This window comes from Citrobacter sp. Cpo037 (genome assembly GCF_030332945.1).
Lineage (GTDB): Bacteria > Pseudomonadota > Gammaproteobacteria > Enterobacterales > Enterobacteriaceae > Citrobacter > Citrobacter portucalensis.
Map to the genome: position 1 here is coordinate 15,316 of NZ_JAOWGW010000036.1, position 26,304 is coordinate 41,619.

At 53.8% G+C, this 26,304-nt stretch carries 26 protein-coding genes; 6 read left to right on the top strand and 20 right to left on the bottom strand.

The window, feature by feature from the left end; all coding sequences use genetic code 11:
- Positions 1–43 precede the first annotated feature (43 nt).
- The 5 genes from ubiB to udp all read right to left on the bottom strand — a co-directional run bounded on the left by ubiB (position 44) and on the right by udp (position 5,482).
- A complete protein-coding gene (gene ubiB, locus OGX94_RS03165) occupies positions 44–1,684 on the bottom strand; it encodes a ubiquinone biosynthesis regulatory protein kinase UbiB (RefSeq protein WP_003828916.1) in 1,641 nt (546 codons plus the stop codon).
- Positions 1,681–2,286, bottom strand: a complete 606-nt coding sequence (gene ubiJ / locus OGX94_RS03170; RefSeq protein WP_003828918.1) for a ubiquinone biosynthesis protein UbiJ — start codon at positions 2,284–2,286, stop codon at positions 1,681–1,683. The genes ubiB and ubiJ overlap by 4 nt, the downstream gene beginning before the upstream one ends.
- 13 nt (positions 2,287–2,299) lie before the next feature.
- The gene (gene ubiE / locus OGX94_RS03175; RefSeq protein WP_003017897.1) at positions 2,300–3,055 is read right to left on the bottom strand and encodes a bifunctional demethylmenaquinone methyltransferase/2-methoxy-6-polyprenyl-1,4-benzoquinol methylase UbiE; all 756 of its coding nucleotides are present in this window, start codon (positions 3,053–3,055) and stop codon (positions 2,300–2,302) included.
- Between the two features lie 94 nt (positions 3,056–3,149).
- A complete protein-coding gene (gene rmuC, locus OGX94_RS03180; RefSeq protein ID WP_095533171.1) occupies positions 3,150–4,580 on the bottom strand; it encodes a DNA recombination protein RmuC in 1,431 nt (476 codons plus the stop codon).
- A 140-nt stretch (positions 4,581–4,720) separates the two neighbouring features.
- The gene (udp, locus tag OGX94_RS03185) at positions 4,721–5,482 is read right to left on the bottom strand and encodes a uridine phosphorylase (RefSeq protein WP_003828923.1); all 762 of its coding nucleotides are present in this window, start codon (positions 5,480–5,482) and stop codon (positions 4,721–4,723) included.
- A 265-nt stretch (positions 5,483–5,747) separates the two neighbouring features.
- On the opposite strand from udp, the gene OGX94_RS03190 reads away from it, so the two are divergent.
- Entirely contained in the window at positions 5,748–6,554 is an 807-nt protein-coding gene (locus OGX94_RS03190; protein WP_003828924.1) for a dienelactone hydrolase family protein, read from the top strand.
- A 96-nt stretch (positions 6,555–6,650) separates the two neighbouring features.
- Here the strand turns inward: OGX94_RS03190 and metE are convergent, their stop codons facing one another.
- The gene (metE, locus tag OGX94_RS03195) at positions 6,651–8,912 is read right to left on the bottom strand and encodes a 5-methyltetrahydropteroyltriglutamate--homocysteine S-methyltransferase (RefSeq protein ID WP_257662369.1); all 2,262 of its coding nucleotides are present in this window, start codon (positions 8,910–8,912) and stop codon (positions 6,651–6,653) included.
- A 248-nt stretch (positions 8,913–9,160) separates the two neighbouring features.
- Here metE and metR point away from each other — a divergent pair, with 248 nt between their 5' ends.
- Entirely contained in the window at positions 9,161–10,114 is a 954-nt protein-coding gene (metR, locus tag OGX94_RS03200; protein WP_003017908.1) for an HTH-type transcriptional regulator MetR, read from the top strand.
- Here the strand turns inward: metR and OGX94_RS03205 are convergent.
- From OGX94_RS03205 to pldB, 3 genes are all read right to left on the bottom strand, one after another.
- A complete protein-coding gene (locus OGX94_RS03205; RefSeq protein ID WP_003828930.1) occupies positions 10,002–10,901 on the bottom strand; it encodes a carboxylate/amino acid/amine transporter in 900 nt (299 codons plus the stop codon). The genes metR and OGX94_RS03205 overlap by 113 nt on opposite strands.
- Positions 10,902–10,983: 82 nt before the next feature.
- Positions 10,984–11,781 carry a sugar/pyridoxal phosphate phosphatase YigL gene (yigL, locus tag OGX94_RS03210; protein ID WP_191221989.1) on the bottom strand — a complete coding sequence of 266 codons (798 nt, stop codon included), beginning with the start codon at positions 11,779–11,781 and terminating at the stop codon, positions 10,984–10,986.
- Positions 11,782–11,796: 15 nt separating this feature from the next.
- A complete protein-coding gene (pldB, locus tag OGX94_RS03215; protein ID WP_286568707.1) occupies positions 11,797–12,813 on the bottom strand; it encodes a lysophospholipase L2 in 1,017 nt (338 codons plus the stop codon).
- A gap of 110 nt (positions 12,814–12,923) precedes the next feature.
- On the opposite strand from pldB, the gene rhtB reads away from it, so the two are divergent.
- A complete protein-coding gene (gene rhtB, locus OGX94_RS03220) occupies positions 12,924–13,544 on the top strand; it encodes a homoserine/homoserine lactone efflux protein (protein WP_257662370.1) in 621 nt (206 codons plus the stop codon).
- Positions 13,545–13,589: 45 nt separating this feature from the next.
- On the opposite strand, the gene rhtC is transcribed toward rhtB, so the two are convergent.
- From rhtC to pldA, 3 genes are all read right to left on the bottom strand, one after another.
- On the bottom strand, positions 13,590–14,210 hold the full coding sequence (rhtC, locus tag OGX94_RS03225) for a threonine export protein RhtC (RefSeq protein ID WP_003828942.1): 621 nt from the start codon (positions 14,208–14,210) through the stop codon (positions 13,590–13,592).
- 63 nt (positions 14,211–14,273) lie between these two features.
- On the bottom strand, positions 14,274–16,103 hold the full coding sequence (gene recQ / locus OGX94_RS03230; RefSeq protein WP_008787089.1) for an ATP-dependent DNA helicase RecQ: 1,830 nt from the start codon (positions 16,101–16,103) through the stop codon (positions 14,274–14,276).
- 88 nt (positions 16,104–16,191) lie between these two features.
- Positions 16,192–17,061, bottom strand: coding sequence for a phospholipase A (gene pldA, locus OGX94_RS03235; RefSeq protein WP_003828947.1), 870 nt, complete (start codon positions 17,059–17,061; stop codon positions 16,192–16,194).
- A gap of 165 nt (positions 17,062–17,226) precedes the next feature.
- Between pldA and yigI the strand changes: the two genes are divergently transcribed.
- Both yigI and rarD read left to right on the top strand, forming a co-directional pair.
- Positions 17,227–17,694, top strand: coding sequence for an acyl-CoA thioesterase YigI (gene yigI / locus OGX94_RS03240; RefSeq protein ID WP_003828949.1), 468 nt, complete (start codon positions 17,227–17,229; stop codon positions 17,692–17,694).
- Positions 17,695–17,745: 51 nt separating this feature from the next.
- Positions 17,746–18,639: an EamA family transporter RarD gene (gene rarD / locus OGX94_RS03245; RefSeq protein ID WP_003828953.1), complete on the top strand. Its 894-nt coding sequence runs from the start codon at positions 17,746–17,748 to the stop codon at positions 18,637–18,639.
- A gap of 73 nt (positions 18,640–18,712) precedes the next feature.
- Here the strand turns inward: rarD and corA are convergent, their stop codons facing one another.
- From corA to lptM, 8 genes are all read right to left on the bottom strand, one after another.
- Positions 18,713–19,663: a magnesium/cobalt transporter CorA gene (corA, locus tag OGX94_RS03250; RefSeq protein WP_003017920.1), complete on the bottom strand. Its 951-nt coding sequence runs from the start codon at positions 19,661–19,663 to the stop codon at positions 18,713–18,715.
- A gap of 155 nt (positions 19,664–19,818) precedes the next feature.
- Positions 19,819–19,875 (bottom strand): YsgD/CorL family protein, encoded by a 57-nt coding sequence (gene ysgD / locus OGX94_RS03255; protein WP_212723238.1) that lies wholly within the window; start codon positions 19,873–19,875, stop codon positions 19,819–19,821.
- 247 nt (positions 19,876–20,122) lie between these two features.
- Positions 20,123–22,285: a DNA helicase II gene (gene uvrD / locus OGX94_RS03260; protein WP_003828957.1), complete on the bottom strand. Its 2,163-nt coding sequence runs from the start codon at positions 22,283–22,285 to the stop codon at positions 20,123–20,125.
- Positions 22,286–22,373: 88 nt separating this feature from the next.
- Entirely contained in the window at positions 22,374–23,090 is a 717-nt protein-coding gene (gene yigB, locus OGX94_RS03265; RefSeq protein WP_257662372.1) for a 5-amino-6-(5-phospho-D-ribitylamino)uracil phosphatase YigB, read from the bottom strand.
- Positions 23,090–23,992, bottom strand: a complete 903-nt coding sequence (gene xerC / locus OGX94_RS03270; protein WP_257662373.1) for a tyrosine recombinase XerC — start codon at positions 23,990–23,992, stop codon at positions 23,090–23,092. Before xerC ends, yigB begins: the two co-directional genes overlap by 1 nt.
- Complete coding sequence (locus tag OGX94_RS03275) at positions 23,989–24,696, bottom strand: DUF484 domain-containing protein (protein ID WP_008787084.1); 708 nt, start codon at positions 24,694–24,696, stop codon at positions 23,989–23,991. The genes xerC and OGX94_RS03275 overlap by 4 nt, the downstream gene beginning before the upstream one ends.
- Complete coding sequence (gene dapF / locus OGX94_RS03280; RefSeq protein ID WP_003017933.1) at positions 24,693–25,517, bottom strand: diaminopimelate epimerase; 825 nt, start codon at positions 25,515–25,517, stop codon at positions 24,693–24,695. The genes OGX94_RS03275 and dapF overlap by 4 nt, the downstream gene beginning before the upstream one ends.
- 49 nt (positions 25,518–25,566) lie before the next feature.
- Positions 25,567–25,770 (bottom strand): LPS translocon maturation chaperone LptM, encoded by a 204-nt coding sequence (lptM, locus tag OGX94_RS03285; protein WP_003017937.1) that lies wholly within the window; start codon positions 25,768–25,770, stop codon positions 25,567–25,569.
- 138 nt (positions 25,771–25,908) lie between these two features.
- Here lptM and cyaY point away from each other — a divergent pair, with 138 nt between their 5' ends.
- On the top strand, positions 25,909–26,229 hold the full coding sequence (gene cyaY, locus OGX94_RS03290) for an iron donor protein CyaY (RefSeq protein WP_181633065.1): 321 nt from the start codon (positions 25,909–25,911) through the stop codon (positions 26,227–26,229).
- Positions 26,230–26,304: the final 75 nt, after the last annotated feature.

The following is a 26,304-nucleotide window of genomic DNA, read 5'->3' on the forward strand; positions in this document are numbered from 1 at the left end:
GCCGTAGTATACGTTACACGACCTGCCTTGGGCGATGAAAAATTCAGCGCATTTTGCGCCAGCCGATCAACCAGGCTATGACGCCTCCCGCCATTAACCAGCCCGGCATAAGCCCCCACTCAGGGCGGCTTACCAGCAGGAATGTTCCACTTAGCAACAATGTTGCGCCAATGCCCAATAAATAACGGGATTGTCCCTGGCGTACATGATTCGCGTGAAGCTCGCGGGCAATCTTATCAACACTGTGCTGTAAATATTTGCCCTGGCGCAAACTGTCATACACCAGTTCAGGTATTTCTGGCATTTTTTCGACCCAGAACGGTGCTTTTTCTTTAAATGCCCTAACGAGCGCCGGAATACCGACCTGATCTTTAATCCAGGATTCGAGGAATGGCTTAGCCGTTTTCCACAAATCTAACTGCGGGTAGAGTTGTCGTCCGACACCTTCTACGTACAGCAGCGTCTTCTGGAGCAATACCAGTTGAGGCTGAACTTCCATATTGAAGCGGCGCGCAGTGTTGAACAGATTCAGCAGCACGTGACCAAAGGAAATCTCCGCCAGCGGTTTTTCAAAAATCGGCTCGCACACGGTACGAATGGCAAATTCAAACTCTTCTACGTTGGTATCCGGCGGAACCCAACCAGAATCCACGTGCAGTTCAGCAACTTTGCGGTAATCGCGGTTAAAGAACGCAATGAAGTTTTCAGCCAGGTAACGCTTATCTTCTTTGTTTAAAGAGCCCACAATCCCACAATCAATACCAATGTATTTCGGGTTTTCAGGGTGCTCATAACTGACAAAAATGTTCCCGGGGTGCATATCCGCATGGAAAAAGCTGTCGCGGAATACCTGAGTAAAGAAGACCTGAACACCACGCTCGGCCAACAATTTCATATTGGTGCCGTTCTTCTCAAGCGTGGTGACATCTGAAACCGGGATGCCGTAAATGCGCTCCATCACCATCATGTTCTGACTACAATAGTCGGAATACACTTCCGGGATGTACAGCATCGGACTATCTTCAAAATTACGTCGTAGCTGAATGGCGTTCGCCGATTCGCGCAGCAGATTCAGTTCATCGATCAACGTTTTTTCATATTCACGGACGACTTCTGTTGGTCGCAGGCGACGCCCATCTGGCAGCAGACGAGGAACCCAACGAGCCAGGCGGTAGATCAGTTTTAAATCCGCTTTGATGACCGGAAGTATGTCCGGGCGAATAACTTTGATCACCACCTCTTTGCCATTCGATTTCAACCGCGCAGTGTGGACCTGAGCAACAGACGCAGATGCCAGCGGCGTGATCTCAAAATCATCAAACCATTCCTCGACGGGCAGCCCGCCCATAGCCTCTTCGATTTGTTTTTTCGCTCTAAGCCCATCGAACGGGGCAACCCGATCCTGCAATAGCGCAAGCTGATCGGCGATGTGCGGAGGGAAAAGGTCACGACGGGTAGAGAGCATTTGCCCAAACTTGATCCACACCGGGCCGAGTTCCTGTAAAGCCAGTCTCAGCCTTTCTCCCAGCGGTTTGTCTTTATGTCGGTTGGGCATCCAGAACAACGAGTAACGCCACAACCGAAGCGGCAGCGTGATTCGCATTTTGGGGATGAGTTCATCAAGACCGTAGCTTAAAAAAGTGCGAATGATGAAATAAAGGCGCCGTACTTCACCTGGCGTCATTTGGCCTCCAGTTTTTCCAGCCGTTTGGCCAGAGATTCAACCGCGCGCTCAACGGCTGCCGTTTCTTCAGCAAACCATGCAACCTCTAGTGGACCAGGAGCCATGCGCCACTCTTCGGTGATCGCTTCGGCGACATAGCGCTGCTGGCGCTGAAAGTTATGGCACAGGAACTTCGCTCCACCACGCAAGACTTTGCTGACCCCTTCTGCGACGATATCGCCGGTATAGGGTGCTAACAGTTCTGCAGGATCCAACTCCGCCAGATCGGCCAGCGCAACAAAGTTCTGTACTACCTGGATATCGCCCTGGACTTCCAGCTCACCACTGCGGATAAGCGTGGTGAGTTGCTGTCGGTCACGCAATTTCGGTAACACACTGGCATATGTGATTACGGTGCAATCGGCTTCGCCTTCCCATGCCCCCAGCACATCGACCTGGCGCTCGCTAAACACCAGGACTAACGGTGTTGAAAATCCTTTGAGATCAACACGCAGCACCTTCCCTTGTAAACGCGTTCTGGCTGACTTCAGCGCAGGAGAACGGTACAGAAAGGTGTTGAGCAGATTTTCAACGCCTGCGGTTACTAAGGGTTTTAAAGGCATCCCCACTCTCCTGTCAGAACTTGTAACCACGATGCAGCGCAACGACACCTGCTGTCAGGTTGTAGTAATCAACGCTTTCGAACCCGGCATCTTGCATCATTGCTTTTAAGGTGTCCTGATCGGGATGCATACGGATGGACTCCGCCAAATAACGGTAGCTGTCCGCATCGCTTGCTACCATTGAACCTATGCGCGGCAGAACATGGAAAGAGTATGCGTCGTAGGCTTTGCTCAACGGTTCGATGATGGGTTTGGAGAATTCCAGCACCAGTAGACGTCCGCCCGGCTTCAATACGCGGTACATGGAGCGCAATGCTTTGTCTTTATCCGTTACGTTGCGCAGACCGAAAGAGATGGTGATGCAGTCAAACGTGTTGTCAGGGAAAGGTAATGCTTCCGCATTCGCCTGAACGTACTCAACGTTACCTACCACGCCAATATTACGCAGCTTTTCGCGACCCATTTTGAGCATTGAGTCATTGATATCCGCCAGCACAACTTTGCCGGTTTCACCAACCATGCGAGAGAATTTCGCCGTCAGATCGCCGGTACCGCCTGCTAAATCGAGAACGGTTTGCCCGCGACGCACGCCACTGCAATCAATGGTGAAGCGCTTCCACAAACGATGAATGCCAAATGACATTAAGTCATTCATAACGTCATATTTAGACGCCACAGAATGAAAAACGTGGGCCACCATGTCAGCTTTCTGCTCTTTAGCGACGGTCTGAAAGCCAAAGTGCGTCGTTTCTTGTGAATTATCCACCATCTCAGTGCCTGCTCATCCAAAAAATGTTCGAGAAGTGTAACAGATTGGGCCAATTTGCCCTACCCTTCTACCGGGTTCAACTACCCCAAATGGACTAGTTTGATTGCTGATTTACCGCTTCATCCTCGGGGTAAGACGCATCTTGTTGCGTCTCAGGGACCGAGCGCAAGCGGTATTCTTCATCCTGTGTAGTAGCTTGTTCAGCCAGCTCAGGATTAATCTCACGCTTAATTTCCACGCCTAAACTACGAAACGCTTCTGCCTGCGACAGGACGTTTCCACGACCGGAAGAGAGTTTTTTCATCGCCTGTCGGTAGTTGTCCTGGGCTTTGTCCAGGCTTTGGCCTATTGCCGACATATCATCCACAAACAACCGCATCTTGTCATAAAGTTTGCTGGCCCGATCGGCAATTTGTTGCGCATTACGACTCTGATGCTCGTAGCGCCACAGGTTGGCGATCGTGCGCAATGCCACCAACAGCGTGGTAGGACTCACCAGCATAATGTTATTTCTAAGCGCTTCGGTAATCAGTTCGGGCTGTCTGTCGAGCGCCAGCAAAAAAGCGGGCTCAACGGGGATAAACATCAACACATAGTCAAGCGTACGCAGCCCAGGAAGCTGCTGATAATCTTTGCGACCCAGTAGTCGAATATGGTTGCGCACCGAGGCGATGTGCTCCTGCAATGCACTTTCGCGGGTGTATTCATCTTCTGCGTTAAAATAGCGCTCATAGGCGACCAGCGTCATTTTCGCATCGATCACCACATCTTTACCCTGCGGTAGCCGAACGATGACATCAGGCTGCATTCGCGAACGGGCGTCGTTTTCGATGCTAACCTGGGTTTCATATTCATAACCTTCACGCAGACCAGAGGCTTCGAGTACCCGCGTGAGTACGACCTCTCCCCAGTTACCCTGCGTTTTGTTATCGCCTTTTAATGCCCGCGTCAGGTTTACCGCTTCCTGCGCCATCTGCGCATTCAGTTGCTGGAGATTACGAATTTCGTGTGCCAGAGTATGGCGTTCTTGCGCCTCTTTACCAAAGCTATCCTGAACCTGGCGACGAAAACCGTCCAGTTGTTCACGAAGCGGCGCAAGCAGGCTGTTCAGACTTTGGCGATTTTGCTCATCAACACGGCGGTTGCTGTGCTCAAAAATACGATTCGCCAGATTTTCAAACTGTTCGCTCAGACGCTGTTCGCTGTTGATCATCTGGCGGATTTTATCTTCCGCATGCTGTTGGGTTGCTTCCAGCCGGGTAGTGACTTCACGGAGATCGGCTTCCAGAGAGGTGTTGATACTGTGCAGACTGCGTAATTCGTTATTGAGTAGTTCGCACTCATCACGCCAGTGAGCTTCCTGCGAGAGCTGCTGGCGAGCGGCGCTTAGCGCAATATCCAGTTCACGTCGCTCTTCGATGAGGTCGGCACGGATTTGATCGGCGCGTGCTTTTGTCGCCAGCCACCCTACCAGTAGCCCTGCGGCTAACGCCAACACGGCACTCATCATAATTGAAATATCCACAACGCCCCCTTACAGCAACGACTTACCCGCACAAAATAGAATTGTGCTGTATAAACGTCCAGTTTAAAAGGAATTTCCTGCGAGGCACTACGCAAAATAAAAAGGCCGAACGCGTCGGCCTTTTTGAATAGAAGGGGGAATTACAGTAAACGACGCGCGGCTTCAACCACGATTTTCACCGCGTGACTTTCCGTTTGTTTCATCGTTTCCGCATTAGGGATCTCTTGCTGAGTACGGTTCACGATAACACCTGCGACCATACCGGCACGCAGCCCCTGGCTTGCGCACATGGTCAGCAGCGTAGCAGATTCCATTTCGTAGTTCATGACGCCCATAGACTGCCACTCTTCCATTGAGCCTTTGAAACGGCTCACGACGCGACCAGAGAAGGTGTCATAACGCTCCTGGCCCGGGTAGAAGGTGTCAGAAGACGCGGTGACCCCCACGTGAGTGGTGGCGCCGATAGATTTCGCCGCTTCCACCAGCGCGGTGGTGCACTCGAAGTCCGCAACGGCCGGGAATTCCATTGGTGCGAAGTGCAGGCTTGCGCCGTCCAGACGAACAGATGCAGTGGTAACCAGTACATCACCTACGTTGATATGCGGCTGGATAGCGCCAGTCGTACCGATACGCAGGAAGGTACGAATGCCCAGCTGTGCCAGTTCTTCTACGGCAATAGAGGTGGACGGGCCGCCGATACCGGTAGAACAAACGATCACGGCTTTACCATCCAGCTCAGCACGCCAGGTAGTGAACTCGCGATGAGATGCCAGCTTAACCGGCTTATCCATCAGCGCGGCGATCTTTTCCACACGCTCCGGGTCGCCAGGGACGATAGCAAGCGTAGCCCCTTGTAAATCGTTCTTAGTGAGGCCGAGATGAAAAACATCAGACTTAGACATAAAAACTCCTCTGTGAATCGGTTTTGTCAGAAGAAGCAAAAACACACTTTACCGAAGGCATAAACATATTTTCGTGACAGTCATCACTATGATGTAAATCAATTGCATTCAATTACCATCAAAAAGTGATTAATGTCACATAAATGATGTGATGTAAGGAAGCCCTGCACAAAAGATAGCCCGTTTAAGGCAATGTGGTTCGTTGCATGTGTCTATAGTTAACAATGCGCTTTTTTGCTGAATATTTAAGGGTACGGAGAATACCATGACAACACGACAATCTGGCTTTGCACCTGCTGTATCTCCACCGACGTCTACCACGGTTCACACCCCGGATAATGCAATTATCGCCGGTGTAACGTCCATACCTTCACAAGGCGATGATATGCCAGCGTATCACGCACGACCAAAACAGACTGATGGCCTGCTGCCCGTAGTCATTGTCGTGCAGGAGATTTTTGGTATTCATGAGCACATTCGTGACGTTTGCCGTCGTTTGGCTCTGGAAGGGTATCTGGCTATCGCACCAGAACTCTATTTTCGCGAAGGCGATCCCAATGACTTTGCCGATATCCCTACGCTGCTTAGTGGCCTTGTCGCCAAAGTGCCCGACTCTCAGGTACTGGCCGATCTGGACCACGTCGCTAGCTGGGCCTCCCGCAACGGAGGAGATGCACACCAGTTGATGATCACCGGATTTTGCTGGGGTGGGCGCATCACCTGGCTGTATGCCGCACATAATCCGCAGTTAAAAGCGGCCGTGGCGTGGTATGGCAAACTGGTGGGTGATAAAACCCTTAACTCGCCAAAACATCCCGTTGATATCGCAACCGATCTTAACGCCCCCGTTTTGGGGCTTTATGGCGGCCAGGACACCAGCATTCCGCAAGATACCGTTGAAACAATGCGCCAGGCACTGCGCGCCGCCAATGCTAAAGCGGAAATCGTGGTCTATCCCGATGCCGGACATGCGTTCAACGCCGATTATCGCCCGAGCTATCACGAAGAGTCCGCGAAAGACGGTTGGCAGAGAATGCTGGAGTGGTTCGTGCAATACGGTGGGAAGAAATAAACGTTAATTGCCCGGTGGCAGCGACGCCTGACCGGGCCTACAACTATTGCGATTTCCTGTAACCCGGGTAAGCCCCAGCGCTTCCCGGGCACCGAATTACGCCTGACGCAAATTCTGCGCCGCTTTGACCATGTTCGCCAGCGCGGCACGGGTTTCCGGCCAGCCGCGGGTTTTCAGGCCGCAGTCTGGGTTCACCCACAGACGTTCTGCTGGAATGCGCAGCTCGGCTTTCTTCAACAGGGCTTCAATCCACTCCACGCTCGGGACGTTCGGCGAGTGAATATCGTATACGCCCGGCCCGATTTCGTTCGGATAATCGAACTCTTCAAACGATTCCAGCAACTCCATATCAGAGCGCGAGGTTTCAATGGTAATCACGTCCGCATCCAGCGCCGCAATGGAGTCCATGATGTCGTTGAACTCGCAATAACACATGTGGGTGTGGATCTGGGTTTCATCCTTCGCTACCGCCGCGTTAATGCGGAAGGCTTCCACGCCCCACTCCAGATACGCCGCCCAGTCGCTGCGACGCAGCGGCAGACCTTCGCGCAGTGCCGGTTCATCAATCTGGATGATGCCGATACCCGCCGCTTCCAGATCCGCCACTTCATCACGCAGCGCCAGCGCAATCTGCTTCGCGATGGTTTCACGCGTCACGTCTTCACGCGGGAATGACCAGCAGAGAATGGTCACCGGACCGGTCAGCATGCCTTTTACCGGTTTATCGGTCAGCGACTGGGCATATTTCGCCCACTCCACGGTGATCGCTTCCGGGCGGCTGACGTCGCCAATGACCACCGGCGGCTTCACGCAGCGAGAGCCGTAGCTCTGCACCCAACCGTTCTGGGTGAAGACGAAGCCGTCCAGGTGCTCACCAAAGTATTCGACCATGTCATTACGCTCGGCTTCACCGTGTACCAGCACGTCGAGACCCAGACGTTCCTGTTCAACAATCGCCTGTTTGATATGTTCTGCAATTCCGGTGCGATAGTTACCAGCATCCAGGTTGCCCTTTTTGAAGTCCAGGCGTAATCCGCGAATTTCCGTGGTTTGCGGGAATGAACCGATAGTCGTAGTCGGCCATGCCGGCAGATTAAAGCGGGCACGTTGCGCCTCGGCACGAACCGGGTAAGCATTAGCGCGCTGGCTGTCCTGGGCGGTGATTGCCGCCAGACGTTTTTCCACTGCGGCGTTGTGTACGCGGGTAGAGTGACGACGAGCCTGAATCGGTGCGCTCCACTCGACAATTGCCGCCGTATCACCGCTATTCAACGCATCGCGCAGCAGCGCCAGCTCGCCGCATTTTTGCAGGGCGAAGGCAAACCAGCTCTTCACTTCTGTATCAAGGCGGGTTTCAACACTGAGATCGATTGGGCTGTGCAGCAGGGAGCAGGAAGAAGCCACCCACAGGTTACGTTTCCCGACGATATCTTTGATTTGTGCGTATTTTTCGCTGAGATCGGCACGCCAGACGTTGCGGCCGTTCACCAGCCCCGCTGACAGCAGCCAGTCGGCAGGCAGACGTTTATGCAACTCGGCTGCATCATCTTTGCCGTGCACGAAGTCAACGTGCAGTCCCTGCACCGGCAGGGCGGTAATGGTATCCAGGTTTGGCGTTACGCCTTCGAAGTAGGTGGTCAGCAGCAGCTTCACCTGACCCGTCAGCGCGTCATAAGCTGGTTTGAAGGCCTCCAGCCACGCTTGCGGCAATTCCAGCACCAGAGCGGGTTCGTCAATCTGCACCCACTCAATACCGCGTTTCGCCAGCTCAGCCAGCACCTGCTGGTAAACCGGCAGAATGTCGTTCAACAGGCTCAGGCGGTCAAACTGTTCGCCTTTCACTTTCCCCAGCCACAGGTAAGTTACCGGCCCTAACAGCACAGGTTTCACCTTGTGGCCGAGCGCCAGCGCTTCATCGACTTCATCCAGCAATTGGGTCCAGGTCAGTTTGAACTGCTGACCTTTAGTGAACTCTGGCACCATGTAGTGATAGTTGGTGTTAAACCATTTGGTCATTTCTGCCGCCGCCGCGGGTTCACCCGTTGGTGCGCGGCCACGGCCAATGCGGAATAAGGTATCGATATCGACCGAGCCGTCTTTATTTTGATGGCGAGCCGGAACGTTGCCGAGCAGCAGGCTGGTGGTCAGCACGTGATCGTACCAGGCAAAATCACCCACCGGCAGCAGGTCAACGCCCGCCTGCTTCTGCTGATCCCAGTGGCGGGCACGCAGCTCGCGGCCAACGGTCAGCAAATCTTCACGGGAAGAATTTCCCGCCCAGTAGCTTTCTTGCGCTTTCTTCAACTCGCGACGCAGGCCAACGCGAGGGAAACCGAGGGTGTGATTCAATATTGTCATTTTTCTTCCTCTCTTATTTTATTGAATCTGAAGCAAAAACTCTAAATAGTTCGGTTTGCAGGAAGGCGGCGACACAGCGCATCCCCAGGAGCTTACTGAAGTAAGTGACTGGGGTAAGCGAGGAAGCCAACGCATCTGCAAGCCGAAATATGACGAGTTTTGGACGTCCAGATGTTTACACATCCATAATTGGCGGTTACTGTATATTCCTCAAGCGCAATTTGTTCATGCCGAAGTGAAGGACTTTCATGATCGAGATTAAACACCTGAAAACGCTCCAGGCGTTGCGGAATAGTGGTTCTCTGGCAGCCGCAGCGGCGACGTTGCATCAGACCCAATCCGCCCTTTCTCACCAGTTCAGCGATCTGGAGCAGCGCCTTGGCTTTCGACTTTTTATCCGTAAAAGCCAGCCTCTGCGCTTTACGCCGCAGGGAGAAATCCTGCTGCAGTTAGCCAATCAGGTGTTGCCGCAAATTGGTCGTGCGCTGCAGGCCTGCAACGAACCGCAGCAAACCCGGTTGCGAATCGCGATTGAATGTCACAGTTGTATTCAATGGCTGACGCCCGCGCTGGAGAATTTTCGTGCCAACTGGCCGCAGGTGGAGATGGACTTTAAATCCGGCGTGACGTTCGATCCGCAACCAGCGCTACAGCAGGATGAGCTGGATCTGGTGTTAACCTCCGACATCTTGCCGCGCAGCGGATTGCACTACTCGCCGATGTTCGATTTTGAAGTCCGCCTGGTACTGGCGCCTGACCATCCGTTGGCCAGCAAAACACAAATCACACCGGAAGATTTGGCCAGCGAAACGCTGCTGATTTACCCGGTACAGCGGAGTCGACTGGATGTATGGCGGCATTTCCTGCAACCTGCAGGCGTTAGTCCGTCGCTGAAAAGCGTGGATAACACCTTGCTGCTGATTCAGATGGTTGCAGCCAGAATGGGTATCGCGGCGTTACCTCACTGGGTGGTGGAGAGTTTTGAACGCCAGGGCCTGGTAGTGACCAAAACCCTGGGTGATGGATTGTGGAGCCGACTGTACGCCGCCGTGCGTGATGGCGAGCAGCGACAGCCGGTCACAGAAGCGTTTATTCGCTCAGCGCGGAATCACGCCTGCGATCACCTGCCGTTTGTACGGAGTGCGGAACGACCCACTTTCGATGTACCCACAGTGAAGCCACTATCACAGCCGCACCAATGATGAAGCTTGGCCAGTGAGGTTGTTGATGCCAGATAGCCAGGTTAACCAACAGTCCGGCAGGGACATGCATATTGTTCATGATGCCCAGCGTGCCCGCATCCACCTGGGTCGCACCGTAGTTCCACATAAAGTAACCAATGCCGGACGCCGCCACGCCAAGAAAGACCAGAATTCCCCACTGTAGCGTGGTTGCAGGCATTTTCTGCGCATTGCCCAGCATGAACCAGGCCACGACAGCCACCATAAAGGCGCCCATATAAAACCAGGCAAAGGCGTTGTGCTGCGGCATTGGCCGCGTCTCCATCAGACGTTTATAGCCCACCATACCAATGGCAAAGCTGATATTGGACAACTGCACCAGCAGCAGACCGGTCCAGAAGTGGCTGGTCACCTGATCGTAACGAATGATCCCCGCACCAATCACCGCCAGTAACGCACTAAAGGCGTAACTCCAGCGCAGACGACGTCCGCTCATCAGATCATAAATCAGCGTAATGTAGAGCGGCGTCAGCACGGTAAAGAGCAGCAGTTCTGAAACCGTCAGGTACAGATAGGCGTGAAAACTCAGCATGTACATAATGCCAAGCTGCATGGCACCCACCAGCATATACAGCCCGATCGTTTTTACGCTGTGCCCACGAGTACGTAGAAACGGCAGGAACACCAGCGCAGCCAGCCCAACGCGCACCAGCACCGCAAAATAGCTATCGACATGACCGGCAAGGTACTCGCCAAACAGGCTAAAGGAAAAGGCCCACAGAATTGTGGTAATGATGAGTAACGCCACAATGGATGTCTCTTAACAAAAGGTACACCCATTGTAGCGAAGTTTTTAGTTGACAACTGGTCAACTAACGAACAGTAGGTTACTACAAAAACAGTTCACGCAGATAGTGTGGCACGGCATCGTCGGCATTAAGACCAATGACTTCCAGTTCCGGGTGCAGATCCTTCAGGCGCTGGTGGGCGTTGCCCATGATGCAGCCTTTACCTGCCATGGAGAGCATTTCCGCATCGTTCATCCCGTCGCCAAAGGCGATGCAGTCTTTCAGGCTGTAGCCCATCGCTTTTGCTACCGCTTCCAGCGCATGACCTTTCGATACGCCGCCAGCCATGACTTCCAGACAGGTAAGCGTAGAGAAGCTGACGTTAACGCGATCGCCCCAGCGGGCGTTAATCGCCTGCTCCAGCGGCAGTAGCCTTTCGTGAGAGTCGGTGGTGAAGAACACTTTGCTGACGCCCTCAGGCTCCAGTAATGCAGGTTCAAACAGTGAATAGTTAAACACCGCTTCTTTGAAGAAACGCATTTCGTCCGGACGATGGCGATTCATAAACCACTCATCATCGCGATAAACGTTGGTCACGATGTCCGGGTTTGCATTCACTACGCCAAACAGGTCGCTGGCAATATCGCGATCCAGGTTATGGGAAAACACCAGATCCCCGTCAGAATCATGCACGCGCGCGCCGTTGGACGTGATCATGTAGGTTTTAATGCCGAGGTTATCGCGAATTTGCCCCACATCAACATGATGACGGCCAGTCGCAAACACGAAGTTAACGCCGCGAGCGGTCAATAACTTCAGCGTCTCTTTGGCATAAGGGGACAGAGTATGGTCGGGAGAAAGCAGCGTACCGTCTAAATCAGACGCAACAACCTGATACATAAGAAAATTCAACCTCTAGGCAAAGCGGGTTCCGCTGGATGAGTTATGCTTGTCGAAAAATTCGACAATAGCGTTAAGCGCGACTGAGCGCATGGCGTCCTTTTCAAAAAGGATCTCATGGTACGCGCCTTTGATGACAAGCGGCTGACCCCCTTCTACAGGATGGCCCGCTGCGGCGCAGAGTTCACAAAAACGATCGTGCATGCGGTTATCTACCACCCGCTCTTCTTCAGCCTGAATCAGCAGCGTCGGCGTCGCGTCGTCTCCTGCTCCGGCCAGAACCTGTTCGCCTGCCAGAATACCTTCACGAACCCAGTGGTAGGTGGGGCCGCCAACGCGCAGTCGCGGCTCATCCGCATAGAAGCGCAGATTGCGCCGATAGCGCTGTCGACTATGCGTTAACGCATTCATACCGAATGGCAGCGCCCGCCAGCGCCCGGTTCCCATCGCATAGCCTTCGCGGATCCGCGGATGCCCTTCAGCCCAGTCCAGAATATGGCGCACCATCCAGTCGGGAAAGCGCATCACAATACCAAACATCGGTGCACAAAGCGCGATAGCATCACACTGATTCGGGTGGCGCTGCAGGAACAATGTGGCAATCGCACCGCCCATAGAATGCGCCAGTATATAGCGTTTTCTCCACGGACCGGGTAGCACTTCCTGCTGCCAGAAGGCGGTTAGATCGTCGACATAATCATTAAAGTTATCGACATGACCGCGGTGCGGATCCGAAAGCATACGCCCGGAACGCCCCTGGCCACGGTGATCGATAATGAGAACGTCAAAACCAGAATGAAACAGGTCATACGCCAGTTCAGCGTATTTCACGTAACTTTCAATGCGTCCAGGACAGACGACGATGACGCGATCGTTTTTTTCTGCATGAAAACGAACAAAATGTACGGGAATATCATCCACGCCCGTAAATTCTGCTTCTTCCCGCTGACGCCAGAAATCTGTCAGTGGCCCCATGGAAAAAGCAGCAAACGCGTTTTCTCTTGTTTCCCAGTCTTTTTGCTGCTGAAACATCGGGTATCCAGCCTCGCTGACCAAGTAAAATCGTTTTTTTCGCCGTCACTGACACAACCTAACGGCAGTAGCGTATTGTGGCATAAAAATAGACAATCCGGGAGTTTCTCATGACCTTTGAATGGTGGTTCGCCTACCTGCTGACCTCTATTATTTTGAGCTTGTCCCCAGGCTCTGGCGCAATCAATACCATGACCACCGCCATCAGCCACGGATATCACGGTGCCAGCGCGTCGATTGCGGGTTTGCAGACCGGGTTGGGTATTCATATCGTTCTGGTTGGCGTAGGACTGGGAACGCTATTTTCACGTTCGGTAATCGCATTTGAGGTGCTGAAGTGGGCGGGAGCGGCCTATCTGATTTGGCTGGGTATTCAGCAATGGCGCGCGGCGGGTGCTATCGATCTGAACACTATGGCAAATACGCAATCGCGCAGTCGGCTGTTCAAACGCGCGGTCTTTGTTAATCTGACCAATCCCAAGAGCATAGTTTTTCTTGCCGCCCTGTTCCCGCAGTTTATCCTGCCGCGGGAACCGCAGGTGATGCAGTATGTGGTGCTTGGCGTCACGACCATTGTGGTCGATATTATTGTGATGATCGGTTACGCGACGCTGGCTACGCGCATTGCTGGCTGGATTAAGGGACCAAAGCAAATGAAAGCGCTGAACAAAGTGTTTGGTTCACTGTTTATGCTGATAGGTGCCCTGCTGGCATCGGCAAGGCATGCCTGATAACGGTGCCGGATGGCGTTAGCGCTTATCCGGCATGAAGGGAGCTTAGCGCGAAATGATCAGATGGATACCGAAACCCGCGAACAGCGCGCCGGCAAAGCCATCGATCCACTTCGCCAGACGCTGATAGCCACGACGCATTTTTGGCAGAGCAAACAGGCTGGCGACCACGGTAAACCACGCCAGCGTTTCCACGATAATCAGAGCAAAGATCCCCCAACGCGCGCCCGTTCCCACGTTGTCGCCAACGAACAATGAGAAGACGGAGCCAAAATAGATAATGGCTTTAGGGTTCGCCAGGTTGGTCAGCAGACCTTTCAAAAAGCTGCGTCCGCTCTGCGCCAGCTCCACCTGCGGAGTGGGCGCTGCAACATCCTGTTTTTTAAACGCGCCGCGCAGCATCTGATAACCCATCCAGCACAGATACAGCCCCCCGCCAACCATAATAATGGTATGCAGCCAGGCCATTTTTTCGATAATCAGATGCAGGCCGAGCAGTGCCACGCCAGCCCAGACCATGACGCCGCAGGTAATGCCCAGCACGCCCATCATAGCTTCTTTGCGCGAACGGCTAACCGCAGTTTGAGAAACAAAAAAGAAATCGGGACCGGGGCTCATCAGCGCAACGATATGCACCAACGCAACGGTGAAAAATAGCGTTAACATAAAAATGACTCGCGGGGGAATAGTTCAGTGAGTCACCATCCTGGCACTTTTTTGCCCGGCTGACTACTCTTCGTCGTCACCATCAACGTGTGCGCGAATAAGCGCCATAAACTCTTTACCGAAACGCTCAAGTTTCCGCATCCCCACACCGTTGACGCTTAGCATTTCACTCGGTGAAACCGGCATCTGCTCCGCCATTTCAATCAGCGTGGCGTCGTTGAACACCACGTACGGCGGAATGTTCTCTTCGTCGGCAATGGCTTTACGCAGCTTACGCAATTTGGCGAACAGTTTGCGGTCGTAGTTACCACCGAAGGATTTCTGCATCGCACGCGGTTTCAGCGCCACAATACGCGGTACAGCAAGCTGTAACGCAACGTCACCGCGCAACACCGGACGCGCGGCTTCGGTTAGCTGTAACGCGGAGTGATGAGCAATATTCTGCGTCACCAGGCCCAGGTGAATAAGCTGGCGAATAACGCTCACCCAGTGTTCGTGGCTTTGCTCGCGACCAATGCCATAGACCGGCAGTTTGTCATGAGCCAGTTCGCGAATACGCTGGTTATTCGCTCCGCGCAGCACTTCCACGACGTACCCCATGCCGAAGCGTTGGTTAACACGGTAAATCGTCGACAGCGCTTTGCGCGCATCCATGAGTCCGTCGTACTGTTTTGGCGGGTCGAGGCAGATGTCGCAGTTACCACACGGTTCCTGACGCCCTTCGCCAAAATAGTTCAGCAGCACCAGACGACGACAGGTCTGCGCCTCGGCAAACGCCCCCATCGCATTGAGCTTATGACGTTCGATATCCAGCAGTTGCCCAGCGGGTTTCTCTTCGAGGCAGCGGCGTAGCCATGCCATATCAGCCGGATCGTAAAACAGCATCGCTTCCGCAGGCAGGCCATCACGCCCGGCGCGGCCGGTTTCCTGGTAATAGGATTCGATGTTGCGCGGAATATCGAAATGCACCACGAAGCGTACGTTAGGTTTGTTGATCCCCATACCGAACGCCACGGTCGCCACTACGATTTGTAGGTCATCACGCTGGAATTTCTCCTGCACCTCGGCGCGTACGGCATTTTCCAGCCCGGCATGATAAGCCCCGGCGCTGATGCCACGGCTTTGCAGACGCGCGGCGGTGTCTTCGACTTTGGCGCGACTGTTACAATAAATAATGCCAGACTTACCGCGCTGCTCTTGCACGTAGCGCATCAGCTGATCGAGCGGCTTAAACTTCTCCATCAGCATGTAGCGAATGTTCGGGCGGTCAAAGCTGCTGATCTGAATTAACGGATCGTTCAGTCCCAGCAGACGCACAATGTCCAGCCGGGTTGTCTCATCCGCGGTCGCGGTCAGCGCCACAAACGGCAGGGTTGGGAAACGCTGACGTAACTGGCCCAGCGCAGCGTACTCGGGGCGGAAATCATGCCCCCACTGCGAAATACAGTGCGCTTCATCAACCGCTAGCAGCACCGGATTCCAGTGCGCCAGATGCTCAAGGAAGTTATCCAGCATCAGGCGTTCGGGCGCAATATACAGTAAGCGAATCTGCCCGCTGCGACAGCCCGCCATCACCTCAAGCTGCTGTTCACGACTTTGAGTAGAATTCAGGCACGCCGCCGCCACGCCGTTGGCCAGCAGTTGATCGACCTGATCTTTCATCAGGGAAATCAGCGGGGAAACAACAACGGTGAGTCCGTTTAGCAATAATGCGGGAATTTGATAGCACAGGGATTTACCGCCGCCGGTCGGCATAACGACCAGGCAGTCGCGACCAGAGAGCACGGTATCAATGATTTCTTCCTGACCGGGGCGAAACTGTTGGTAGCCAAAGGTTTCCTGCAAAACCTGTTTAGCGCCCATTTCCAGATTCAACACTTCCGCCTGCGCCACATTAACCCCATTCGCCCGAAATAAAAACAGGCGCTATTTTCAGCGCCTGAGAGAGAAACTGCAATGATTAAAATACTCTCAATACTTATCAGAAGATATCGTTGAGCATCACGCCCACACCAACACGCGTCTGATTGAAGTTGTAGTCAATCAGCGATTCGCCGTAACCACTGTAGACCTGAGTGTATAGACGCACATGCTTCGTGATGGGGTAACTGGCCCCCAGCTCTGCGCCGCCGTAGCCGGTATTCCAGTTGTACTGGCCTTTCACGCTGATAACCGCGTCACCCAGGTGATACCCCATTTTCAGCTGATAGTAGCCCATGTATTTAGTGATATCAGGGTTATCGTCGGTGCTACCAATCACGTACCACGGCTTAACTTCCACCAGCCAGTTACCATTTTCAGCCATCAGACGGGTATAAAGACGGTTCCAGCTACGTGAAGTGGGATCGGATCGGCCGTTGGAGTCATGGTTATAACCCATTTCGACATCACGAAGCGTCCAACCGGCAAAGCGATAGTCTGTGGCGAAACCGAGGAACAATTGCGGTTCGTAGTTGGTTTCGCGAAACGGTGAAGACTCTTCACTGTTCGAAAGCTGCCACCAGGACTTCTGGGTATAGGAACCGCCAAGTACCGAGTTGGGGCCTAATATCCCGCGCCAGAGCGGAAACGCCAGGCTTAGCTGAAACTTAACCTCATCTTTGCGCGCATTTTCGGACCAGCTATAACTGCTGATCGCCTCTTTGTTCATGTCGCTGGTATTGGTGTAAATAAGATAGTTGGTGTCATACGGATAAAGCGTGAAAGGGTTGTCATGTTCCTGCAGCATATTGGCGATAATACTGCCACGAACCGCCGGTGCATCATGAATCTCTTTCACTGTCGCTTCCTGCGCATACGCGGTCAACGGCAGCATAATTGCTGGTAGTAACCATCCCAGAATCGCCCGCATCGGTAATGTTCTCCTGAACCAAAATATTGATGAATTGTATAATTATCTGGCAAGTATTCTACATACTTAGCTAGTTCCTCGTTAGTTATCCCGTCCTAAAGTAGAAAACAACAAATAATAAGCATAATATCAACATTTCATTAACCATTGAGATGTAGGGATCGTATGTCTGCCGTACTTACTGCTGAGGAAGCGCTGAAGTTAGTGGGTGAAATGTTTGTCTATCATATGCCGTTTAACCGGGCGCTGGGACTGGAGCTCGAACGCTATGAGAAAGAATTTGCTCAATTAGCCTTTAATAACCAACCGATGATGGTCGGCAACTGGGCGCAAAGCATTCTGCATGGCGGCGTGATCGCCTCGGCGCTGGACGTCGCCGCGGGGCTGGTATGCGTTGGGAGTACGCTGACCCGCCATGAAACGATCAGCGAGGACGAACTGCGTCAGCGAATGTCACGCATGGGCACAATCGATTTGCGTGTTGATTATCTGCGCCCCGGAAGAGGGAGCCGCTTTACCGCCACCAGTAGCCTGCTGCGGGCGGGCAATAAAGTCGCTGTGGCGCGCGTGGAACTGCATAACGAAGAACAGCTTTATATTGCCAGCGCAACCGCCACTTATATGGTGGGGTAAGTGCCTAAAAAAAGGTAAACTGCTGTTACATTTCTGCAATGAGTTTTCCCGATGGATGCTAAACAAACGCGGCAGGGCGTGCTACTCGCTCTTGCTGCTTATTTTATTTGGGGTATCGCTCCCGCCTACTTCAAGCTGATTTACTATGTTCCGGCGGATGAGATCCTGACGCACCGCGTCATCTGGTCCTTTTTCTTTATGGTGGTACTGATGAGCATCAGCCGCCAGTGGTCAGGTGTCAAAACGCTGCTACAAACGCCAAAGAAGATCTTCCTGCTGGCGCTCTCTGCAGTGCTCATCGGCGGAAACTGGCTGCTGTTCATTTGGGCGGTCAATAATCACCATATGCTGGAAGCCAGCCTCGGCTATTTTATTAACCCACTGGTGAATATTGTGCTGGGAATGCTATTCCTCGGTGAGCGCTTTCGTCGCATGCAGTGGCTGGCGGTACTGTTAGCCGCCTGCGGCGTGCTGGTACAGCTGTGGACCTTCGGATCGCTGCCAATAATCGCGCTGGGACTGGCGTTCAGCTTTGCGTTCTATGGGCTGGTGCGCAAGAAGATTGCCGTCGAAGCACAAACCGGCATGCTGATCGAAACCCTGTGGCTTTTACCTGTCGCCGCCATCTATCTGTTTGGCATTGCGGACAGCTCAACCAGCCATATGGGGCAAAACCCCATGTCGCTCAACCTGCTGTTGATTGCCGCGGGTGTCGTGACCACCATTCCGCTGTTGTGCTTTACCGGCGCGGCAACCCGCCTGCGTCTGTCAACGCTGGGATTCTTCCAGTATATCGGGCCTACGCTGATGTTCCTGCTGGCCGTCACCTTCTATGGTGAAGTTCCGGGAACGGATAAAATGGTCACGTTTGCGTTTATCTGGGTGGCGCTGGCGATTTTCGTGATGGATGCGATTTATACGCAACGACGGGTTCGTCGGAGCTAGGGGAGTGCCGGATGGCGCTTCGCTTATCCGGCCTACAAAAGCACATCGCCGTAGGCCGGATAAAGTACAGTGATTACAGCCAGTTCTTGCGCTTAAAGTACAGATACGGCGCCAGACCCGCGAGCATCATAAAGACAATCGCGCCCGGGTAACCGAAGCTCCAGTGCAATTCCGGCATAAACTCAAAGTTCATCCCGTAGCTGGAAGCCACCAGCGTCGGCGGCAGGAATACCACAGAAACCACCGAGAAGATCTTGATGATGCGGTTCTGCTCGATGTTGATAAAGCCCATCGCCGCCTGCATCAGGAAGTTAACCTTCTGGAACAGCGATTCATTATGCGGCAGCAGGGACTCGATATCGCGCAGGATCTCACGCGCCTGCTCCAGCTGACTGCCCGGCAAACGCGCTTTACGTACCAGGAAGTTCAACGCGCGCTGGGTATCCATCAGACACAGACGTACCTTCCAGCCGATATCTTCCAGTTCCGCCAATGTCGACAGCGCTTCATCATACTCATCGCCCTGACGCCCTTCCATGATCACACGGCTGAGTTTTTCCAGGTCGCTGTAGATGTTTTCGATCTCATCCGCCAGCTGTTCAATTTTGGTTTCGAACAGGTCGAGCAACAGCTCGTAGGCGTTGCCATCCACCATCGCCTGGTTACGCGCACGCATGCGGTACAGGCGGAAGGCCGGCAGTTCGCGCTCGCGCAGAGTAAACAGGCGGCCTTCGCGAATGGTAAATGCGACGGTTGAGTTACCTGCGTGATCGTCGGCGTCTTCGTAAAAGAAGAAGGAGTGGATGTGCAGACCGTCTTCGTCTTCAAAAAAACGTGCGGATGCTTCGATGTCTTCCAGTTCAGGGCGCGTAGCCAGATTCTGGCCCAAGTCCTTTTGCACACGGTTTCGTTCTTCGTCATCCGGCTCGACTAAATCGACCCAGACCGAACTGGCCAGGTGCTCGATCTCGTCTGCCTCAAGGCGAGTTAAACGATTGTTTTCCAGTTGAAATGCGCTCAGCATGACCGGGACTCCCAATGCAAAAAATTATCGGACAGTTCGGAGGGCACACAGAAACAAATTGGGTTTCAGACCATTAAACAGCCTGACTCAGCGCGACGGGAAAAAAACAGAAGGTCGCTGACAACCGCGAAGGCTATCAGCAAAAAGGGATAGCCTTAGGAGTTGATCCTGGATGACAGGATAATGAGCCAGTATCTACTGGGTGTGTCCAAGGCGAATGTCCTCTTAGCGTAATCGTGCGCGCATGTTACGCCAGCAAAATTTTGACGTCAACACGCAACGGATGGCGAAAAAGTAATAATTTCCCCTTATACAGAAAGGTTAGCAGAGGGGAATTATTTATCTATGATTTCAGAATATTAACCGACAGGTTGCCGGATGTCGGCTTCGCCTTATCCGGCCTGGAAATCAAAATATTACGTTCTGCGTAGGCCTGATAAGCGCAGCGACATCAGGCGATCATACCGTTTCCAGTCTGGCGTAGGCGGCAACCAGCCATTTGATCCCCTGCCCCTGGAATGCGACCTGCAAACGACTGTGTTCGCCGCTTCCTTCCAGATTAACGATGGTGCCCTCGCCAAACTTAGCGTGGCGCACGCGCTGGCCGAGCTTGTAGCCGGTATCATTTTCCGCCATTGGCGTGCCCATCCGCTGATGACTCACCGGGCGGCTAACCGTGGCACGCAGGCGAACCTCTTCAACGCACGCTTCCGGCAGTTCGCCGATAAAGCGCGACGGACGATGGTAAACCTCTTTGCCGTACAGACGACGCGTCTCGGCATAGGTCAGCGTCAGCTTCTGCATCGCGCGGGTTACACCGACGTAAGCCAGGCGGCGCTCTTCTTCGAGGCGACCACCTTCGTCCAGCGACATCTGGCTGGGGAACATGCCTTCTTCCATTCCCACGATAAACACCTGCGGGAACTCCAGACCTTTCGCCGAGTGCAGCGTCATCAGCTGTACCGCGTCCTGCCAGGTATCCGCCTGCCCTTCGCCCGCTTCCAGCGCGGCGTGAGACAGGAACGCCTGCAGCGGCATTAAGTCTTCGTCTTCTTCGTTGTAGCTGAACTGGCGCGTTGCCGTCACCAGTTCGTCTAAGTTTTCGATACGCGTCTGGCCTTTCTCACCTTTTTCCTGCTCGTACATCATGCGCAGGCCGGAGTCTTTAATCACCCGGTCAGTCTGCACGTGCAGCGGCATATCGGCGGTCTCCTGGGCCAGTGCGTCAATCAGCTCCATAAAGCGCTGTAAGGCGCTGGCGGCGCGACCCGCGAGGGCTTTTTCCTGCAACAGCTCACGACAGGCCTGCCACAGTGTTAGCTGGCGGTCACGGGAGGTCTGACGCACCACATCTAAAGTACGATCGCCAATCCCGCGGGTTGGCGTATTCACCACGCGCTCAAACGCGGCGTCGTCATTGCGGTTGGCGATCAGGCGCAGGTAGGAAAGTGCATCTTTGATTTCCTGGCGTTCGAAGAAGCGCATCCCGCCATAGATCCGATACGGCATGCTAGCCTGTAACAACGCCTCTTCCAGTACGCGCGACTGGGCGTTACTGCGATAAAGAATGGCGCACTGTTCCAGCGCTCCGCCGTTGTCCTGCCAGGTCTTGATGCGATTGACCACAAAGCGCGCTTCATCAAGCTCGTTGAACGCGCAGTACAGCGAGATCGGTTCGCCGTCGACGCCGTCGGTCCACAGTTTTTTACCCAGACGCCCGTTGTTGTTTTCAATCAGGGCGTTGGCCGCGCTGAGGATATTGTTAGTTGAGCGGTAGTTTTGCTCCAGGCGAATAGTTTCTGCGCCGGGGAAGTCAGTAAGGAAGCGCTGGATGTTCTCCACCTGCGCTCCGCGCCAGCCGTAGATTGACTGATCGTCATCGCCGACGATCATTACCTTGCCGGTATCGCCCGCCAGCAGGCGGATCCACGCGTACTGAATGTTGTTGGTATCCTGAAATTCGTCCACCAGGATATTGGTAAAGCGTTCGCGGTAGTGCTGCAGGATATGCGGCTTGTTGAGCCACAGCTCGTGAGCGCGCAGCAGCAGCTCGGCGAAATCCACCAGCCCCGCGCGGTCACACGCTTCCTGGTAAGCCTGATACACTTTCTGCCAGGTTTGCTCAACCGGGTTGCCGTAGCTTTGCAGGTGGTGCGGACGCAGCCCTTCGTCTTTCTGGCTGTTGATGAACCACATCGCCTGACGCGGCGGCCACTGCTTCTCATCAAGGTTCATCGCCTTGATCAGACGCTTGAGCAAACGCAGTTGGTCTTCGCTGTCGAGGATCTGAAAATCCTGCGGCAGGTTCGCATCCATATGGTGCGCGCGCAGCAGACGGTGGGCCAGACCGTGGAATGTACCTACCCACATACCGCCCTGGCTGGTTCCCATGATCTGGCCGATACGGTGGCGCATTTCCGCCGCCGCTTTGTTGGTAAAGGTCACCGCCATAATGGAGTACGGCGAGTTGTTCTCAACCGTCAGTAACCAGGCGATACGGTGCACCAGCACGCGCGTTTTACCACTCCCCGCGCCTGCCAGAACCAGCATGTTGCTGCGTGGCGCGGCCACCGCTTCACGCTGTTTATCATTAAGGCTGTCGAGCAGGTAAGAAACGTCCATTGGCACCGCCGCGTAAAAGTAGGTAAGGCGGATAAGCGTAGCGCCATCCGCCAAAAAGCTGGGTATATATACAGAGTTCTGCTGGTGATTATATCAGCGAGGTCAGAGATGCCAACTGTGAAATTTCGATATGCGGAAGCAAACGACTGTCTGCGGTTTGCATCAGGTCGGCATTTTCCGGTTTGATCCAGCAGGCCTGCATACCACAACGGATGGCGCCCACGACGTCCGTTGTCAGGTCATCACCCACGTGCAGAATCTCACCCACAGGCATTTTCAGTTTTTCCGCCGCCAACGTGTACATGTCGCTAAAGGGCTTTGATCGCCCGTCGGGACCGGCGCGCAGCACAAACTCAAAGTAATCACCCAGGCCAAACAGTTCCGGCTGCGCGTTACCGTTGGTGATCGCCACCAGCGGCCATTTGCGGGCCAGCGCCTTCAGCGTGTCATGCGTCGTCTGCGGGACTTCAATGCGGCTACGCCATTTGGCAAAATTCATCATTGCCGCATTCGCCCCCATTCTGGCTTCTGCCGCTGACAACCCCGCCTCCAGCATAGCGCGCTCTACGGCACGGTGACGCCATTGGGTAACATCGTGGTAGATTTCCGGCTCGGCGTCGCGAACGGCCTGACGTAAGCGCTGTAGGTCGCTATTTTGCAGCGAATTCAACGCCGGATGGTAATTCTGTACAAACGCGAGCGCTTCCTGCTCGGTGCGAGTGATAACGGGACGGTTATCGTAAAGGGTGTCATCAAGGTCAAAGGTGAGCGCAGAAATGCGCCCCAAAGGCCGGTAAAAACGCATTATTTCCCCCGTTTGGCGCGCGGATGCGCCGCATCGTACACTGAAGCCAGGTGTTGAAAATCAAGATGGGTATAGATTTGAGTCGTGGAGAGATTGGCATGACCCAATAACTCCTGCACTCCGCGCAGATCGCCGCTCGACTCCAGCATATGCGTCGCAAAGGAGTGACGCAATTTGTGGGGATGTACGTGGCTGTTCAGCCCCTGCTTGATACCCCATTCAGCAAAGCGTTTCTGCACGTTACGCGCCGAGATACGTTTGCCCAGTTTGGACAGAAATAGCGCATCGTCATCGCTGCCAAATAGCCCGCGTAGATCCAGCCAGTGCTCAATCCACGCCACCGCGTTGCGGCCAATCGGCAGGCGACGCTCTTTACTGCCCTTACCCATCACCCACACTTCGCCGGTGTCGAGGTCGAGATGTTTAATATCCAGCCCAACCAACTCAGATAAACGCAGACCCGCGCCGTACATCACTTCCAGCATTGCTCTATCGCGCACGGCAAGGGGATCGTTGAGATCGATATTCAGCAGACGATTAACATCGTCGACATCGATATTTTTAGGGAGATGACGCGGTGCTTTCGGCGCGGAAACGCTTTTTGCCGGATTGGCTTTCAGCTCGCCCTGATTAACCAGCCAGTCGAAGAAACTGCGTAACGCAGAGAGACGCAGCGCCAGACTCGCCGGCCCCAGTCCCTTACGACGGCTGCGAACAGCAAAACTGCGTACCATCGCAGCATCACATTGTTGCCAGCTTTGCAGACCGGTCTCTCCGGCTAACGCAATGATGGCATCAAGCTGACGCTGATAATTAAGCAATGTGACCGGGCTAAGCTGACGCTCAACGCCCAGATAGCGCAAAAAGCGCGCCACATCCTGAGAAAGGGGTGAATCGGTCATACGCGTTCAATCCAGCGCTCCAGCAGCTCCGGCAACATCAGCGAGATTTCCTGCAGCAATTGCGTGCCTTGCCCCTGCTGGTAATGATTAACGTCACGGCTGCTAAACAGCATCACGCCCAGAGAGCCATCTTGCCCGAGCATCGACATCGCCACCGAGCCTATGGCTTTCGCCTCCGGCATCATGACCAGCAATTCCGGACCATTAAGCGGCCCAAGATAGTGCTGTGACTGACCCAGACGCTGGATACGCAGCGGTTCAAAAGCCTGACGGCTTAATGCCAGATGGGTGAATTTTGATGGCGCGCCAAGTCGCCAGCGATCCGGGAACAGACGAACCGTCGCTCCGGCCAGCCCTAACTCACGCGCCCAGCGATGAAATCGCATCAGCATGTCGTCAAGACTGCTGGCCGACACCAGCCGCCCTTGCAGATTTAACAGACGATAGAACAGGCTTTCATTGGCGTTGGCTTGTTCCATCAACAACGCCATGTTCTCTTCCAGCACGTTAATATGATTACGTGCCCGCGCCATATGCCATTCCACTAAAGAGACCGTGCCCCGCACTGGGTGCGGAACTCGCATCGCTTCAACGGCCTGGGCATTACGGATAAAAAACTCAGGATTACGTTGCAGGTAATCGACGACCGCCCGGTCGTCCAGCTCCATGAGCGTTTCCTGTAGTTCTTCCCCTGGTTGCTTCATAAGTGAATAAATCCGTCGTAGACATGTGCCGCCGGGCCAGTCATATACAGCGGATGACCCGGACCTTTCCAGGCGATATCAAGTCGACCGCCCGGTAATTCCACCCTCACTTCTTCTGCCAGCAGACCCTGCTGGATACCGACCGCAACGGCAGCGCACGCACCGCTGCCGCAGGCCTGCGTTTCACCCGCGCCGCGCTCATAGACGCGCAGTCGGATATGCTCGCGTTTTACCACCTGCATAAATCCGATATTGGCGCGTTCAGGAAAGCGTTCGTGGCTTTCCAGAACCGGTCCCAGTGTTTCTACCGTGGCCGTATCAACATCATCAACCTGAATCACGCAGTGCGGGTTCCCCATTGAAACCACGCCGCACAATACTGTCTGTTCGGCCGCGCGCATAATATAGGTCTTCTCTGCTTTGTTAGCGCGAAAAGGAACCTGCGAGGGTTCAAAATTGGGTTCGCCCATATTCACCCGCACCAGCTCGTCGTCGGTTACGGTTAATACCATACGACCATTCGCGGTACTGACGCGAATATCACGTTTATTAGTCAGCCCTTTCAGGCGAACAAAACGGGCAAAACAGCGGGCGCCATTGCCACACTGTGACACTTCACTGCCGTCGGCATTAAAAATACGGTAGTGGAAATCCAGCTCCGGATCATACGGAGGCTCAACCACCAGCAGTTGATCAAATCCAACGCCGAGATGTCTGTCGGCCAGGCGGCGGATCAGCTCTGGTGAGAAAAAGACATTCTGCGTTACCGCGTCGACGACCATAAAATCGTTGCCAAGGCCATGCATTTTAGAGAATTGCATCATTCACTCCGTTCACGCGGGTACAGAAATGTAAAATCTATTTCTGCCGTTAGTAATTCACCTGAGAAGGCCCATCACTAATCCCACGATCGTTTTTCTCAGGCGTGGTGGATTGCGATTGCGGCTGAACGCTCTTGGTCGGAGGCGGCGCGGTTTTATCAGCTGGCGGGAAATAGAGCGGGCCTTTTAGCCCACAGCCCGTCAGGCTGAACAGAGTAAAAATGACAGCGAGTGGCTTTAACACGTTTTTCATTATGGATTGCCTGTAAAGTTCATGCTTTCTGTTTTCTATCATCGCAGGAGAAGGCGTAAAAGCAAGAGTTTGGCTAAAAACTGCATCGCGATTTATTCCACGTTATACTGCGAGCATCACGAAAAATAGGATAAGAAAATGAACGACAGTGAATTTCATCGCCTTGCTGACACCCTGTGGATGACCATTGAAGAACGTCTGGATGACTGGGATGGCGGCAGCGATATCGATTGTGAGATCAACGGCGGCGTGCTGACCATCAGCTTCGAAAACGGCAGCAAAATTATCATTAACCGTCAGGAGCCGCTGCACCAGGTGTGGCTGGCGACCAAACAGGGCGGCTACCACTTTGACCTGAAAGGCGACGAGTGGATCTGCGACCGAAGCGGCGAAACGTTCTGGGATCTGTTGGAGCAGGCGGCAACACAGCAGGCGGGTGAAGAGGTGAGCTTCCGCTAAGCTTTAGTGCCGGATGCGCTTCGCTTATCCGGCCTACTTTGGCCCGGTAAGCGTCGCGCCACCGGGCAAGTTAAT